Annotated in this window: 2 protein-coding genes; one reads left to right on the forward strand and one right to left on the reverse strand. The window is 45.8% G+C overall.

The genetic code is table 11. The annotated features are described in order from the left end of the window. The first annotated feature begins 403 nt into the window (after nt 1-403). Nucleotides 404-2,224, forward strand: a complete 1,821-nt coding sequence (locus JRI46_12385) for an aldehyde ferredoxin oxidoreductase family protein (GenBank protein ID MBW2040362.1) — start codon at nt 404-406, stop codon at nt 2,222-2,224. Between the two features lie 71 nt (nt 2,225-2,295). Here the strand turns inward: JRI46_12385 and JRI46_12390 are convergent, their stop codons facing one another. Next, nucleotides 2,296-2,661 (reverse strand): hypothetical protein, encoded by a 366-nt coding sequence (locus JRI46_12390; protein ID MBW2040363.1) that lies wholly within the window; start codon nt 2,659-2,661, stop codon nt 2,296-2,298. Between the last annotated feature and the right edge of the window lie 338 nt (nt 2,662-2,999).

Raw genomic sequence — 2,999 nt, forward strand, 5'->3', positions numbered from 1 at the left:
TCGAGAACTGAAAACCCTACGCCAACCTCCCGAATTTTCATTGAAAGCAGGGAGTAATAAGGAGCACTGTTCATGATTTGGTTCATTCTTTTAATAAATTCTGGGTTGGCTCTTTTCATATCCCCTCCATCTGTCCCCAGTATTTCTTGCAGGATTCAATTCTGACAAAAGGCGGTTTGTATGTCAACGATCAAATCTATACAGCACGTTCTATTAGGAAAAATGGGGCAATTATCCCAGATTATGCAATTGTCGAGTTTGCCGAAGATGCAACTTGCTTTCCAAGTTTTTCTTTACAAAACCTAAAACATGGCTTTATAATCTTTCAAAGAGTTTGCTTCTCCTTGCGTACACAATGCGTACACAATTTACCGTTTCTCTTACCATCTATTTGGAGGGAATTATGAAGGGAGGATATACGGGCGAAATTCTCAAAATAGACCTTAGTGAGAGGAAAGCCCATGTGGAGGAACTTCAGGAGAGGATAGCTGTAGAATACATCGGGGGAGGAGGGATAAATGCCCGCCTTGCTCTCGACCTCATAAAACCGGGAGAAGACCCATTTTCGCCGGGAAATGTACTTCTTATTGGAGCGGGGCCCTTTGTTGGCACCTTGATACCTGGCTCATCCAAATGCAATATCACCTCCAAATCACCCCACAAGAAGTTCATTGGCACATCTGGAAGCGGTCATCTGGGATTCATAAAGTTTGCTGGCTTTGACAATATTGCAATCTTTGGGAAATCTGAAAAGCCGACCTACCTCAAAATTTTTAACGATAGAGTAGAATTTAAGGATGCCTCCCACATTTGGGGAAAGGATATATATGAAGCCACAGACATCATCCGGCAAGAAGTGGGGAATGATTACGCAATAGCCTGCATAGGTCCTGCTGGCGAAAATCTGGTAAAGGACTCCTTAGTACTTGCCAACAAATATTCTGCATTTGCCCGCTCGGGGATGGGGGCAATTATGGGCTCAAAACACATCAAAGCGATCGCCATATATGGAAACAGGGGGATAAAAGTAGCCCAACCTAAGAGGTTCAAAGAAGCCCTTAGGAAGGTTTATAATGAAGTTGTGAAACACCCTAACTTTAAGGAATGGAGAACCTACGGAACGCTTATAAGCCACGAAGCCTTTGCCCGAAATGCCCTATACCCTTCCATGAACTTCAGAGAATCTCCAGACCATAATAAGATCATCCCCATCTTTGATATAGAGAGGTTCAAGGGTTTGAAGCTGAGGGATGTGGCCTGTCTCGGCTGTCCCGTGGGATGTAAGCATCTCCTTGAGGTGGGGGATAAGATCTTTTCCCTCTCCTGTGCTCTTTCATCCATTCAGGCTTTTGGAGGAGCATGTCATATAAAGGGATGGGAAGAGATACTCCAATGTTCTGAGCTTGCTAACAGGCTTGGCTTGGATGTCTTTTCCACCGTCAACCTTATCACAATGGCTACGGAACTCTTCGAAAGGGGTATCATAAAGGAGAGTGAGACGGATGGTCTCAAGCTCGAATGGGGAAATCCTCAGCTTGTTCGTGAGATTATGAGGAAGATAGCCTACAGGGAAGGCTTCGGGAACATACTGGCGGAAGGTCTTATAGAAGCCCCCAAGATAATAGGAAAAGGAGCAGAATATTATGCCATGCATGTGAAAGGACTGGGACTTACTTTCGACCTCAGACCCCGCTTTTCCGCTGATAACTTCAGTCAGATAGTAAACCCAAGAGGTGCTCATCCTTCAAGCGTAAGCGTAACCTTAGTCCCAAGATCACCCGATTCCATAAAAAGGTTCTGTCAGAAGATAAAGGTCCCTGAAAACAGGTTCGAAGAGGTCCTAAAAGGCCCCGACGGGTTCAATCCTGCCCGCCTTACCAAATGGTCTGAAGACTATACCTTCGCCCTCGATGCCCTTGGCGTTTGCAGGTTCCCTATATATCAGAGGATAGACTTGAGCCTCTGGACAGAGCTTTATTCTTCCATCACGGGAATGGAGACAAGTCCTGAGGAGATCTTGCAAGCAGCGGAGAGGGCATTAAACGCTCAGAGGGAATTCAACCTGAGGGAAGGAGCGGCTCCTGAAGACGACATTCCTCCAAGGAGGTTCTTTGAAAAACCACTTAAGTTCGGTGAAAAGACCTTCGATCCTCTCAATGAACGCCATATGATGAATCTCTTAGGGGAGTATTACCAGGAAAGGGGCTGGAGTATTGATACTTAAATAACTTTTTACTTCAGACTTTCCTCATGATACTTTCTTGCCAGGTTCAACTGCATCGGCTAATAAGGCATCTAATGACTAATAAAGCTAATCAGTGGACTTTGAATTCTTTTCTCATAAAATTCAGCATAATACCGATTCCCTTTCTTCACACAGTTGGCGGATTCTACCACAGTTGAGTTGTCAATTGAGTCTTTATAGGTGTAAAAAACAAAGTAGCCAATTAGCCCCCCAAGTTCGGCCTTCACTATTGGACCTGCTCTCAGATCAGGGTGAATCTCCTTTAACAAGGAGAGATGCCTCTTGATACTCCCTTTAAGGGTACCGCGTGCAGGATCAATGTATACCTTGAACTGACCGGGCGTCAAAAAATGCCCCACAATGAACTGAACATAGCTATCTCCTCCGATGACCTCCCATGAATCAGAATAAGGCACTTCAAACCCGAATCTTGTATTACGATACGTAGTCCATCCATTTGGCAGCCTTTCTGCAAGCAGATTCTTGCTCTTAGCCGGCGAATAGGCTCTCGGTGCTGGATTTCACGCAGCCCCGACTTGAGTAGAGTAGAGAACAGGTTCAGCTACCTCCCAATGCAGGTACATCCAGAGGGCCTATCCTGCTCCCCCTCATCAGTAGGGTCGAGGACTGGCGCGGTACCCAATAGCCCGTTTCCAGCCCCCGCCTCGTCAAACCCAACATGTGGATTTCCCACATTGGGCTTTCCTGTTAGCTTCGTCTAAAGGTTTATGAGACCTATCGGCTGGCAGCACTT

This window comes from Deltaproteobacteria bacterium, assembly GCA_019308925.1.
In the GTDB taxonomy this organism is placed as follows: domain Bacteria; phylum Desulfobacterota; class B13-G15; order B13-G15; family RBG-16-54-18; genus JAFDHG01.

Coding starts and splice junctions, on each gene's coding strand:
- JRI46_12385 (MBW2040362.1), top strand. CDS start 404: ATGAAGGGAGGATATACGGGCGAAATTCTCAAAATAGACCTTAGTGAG.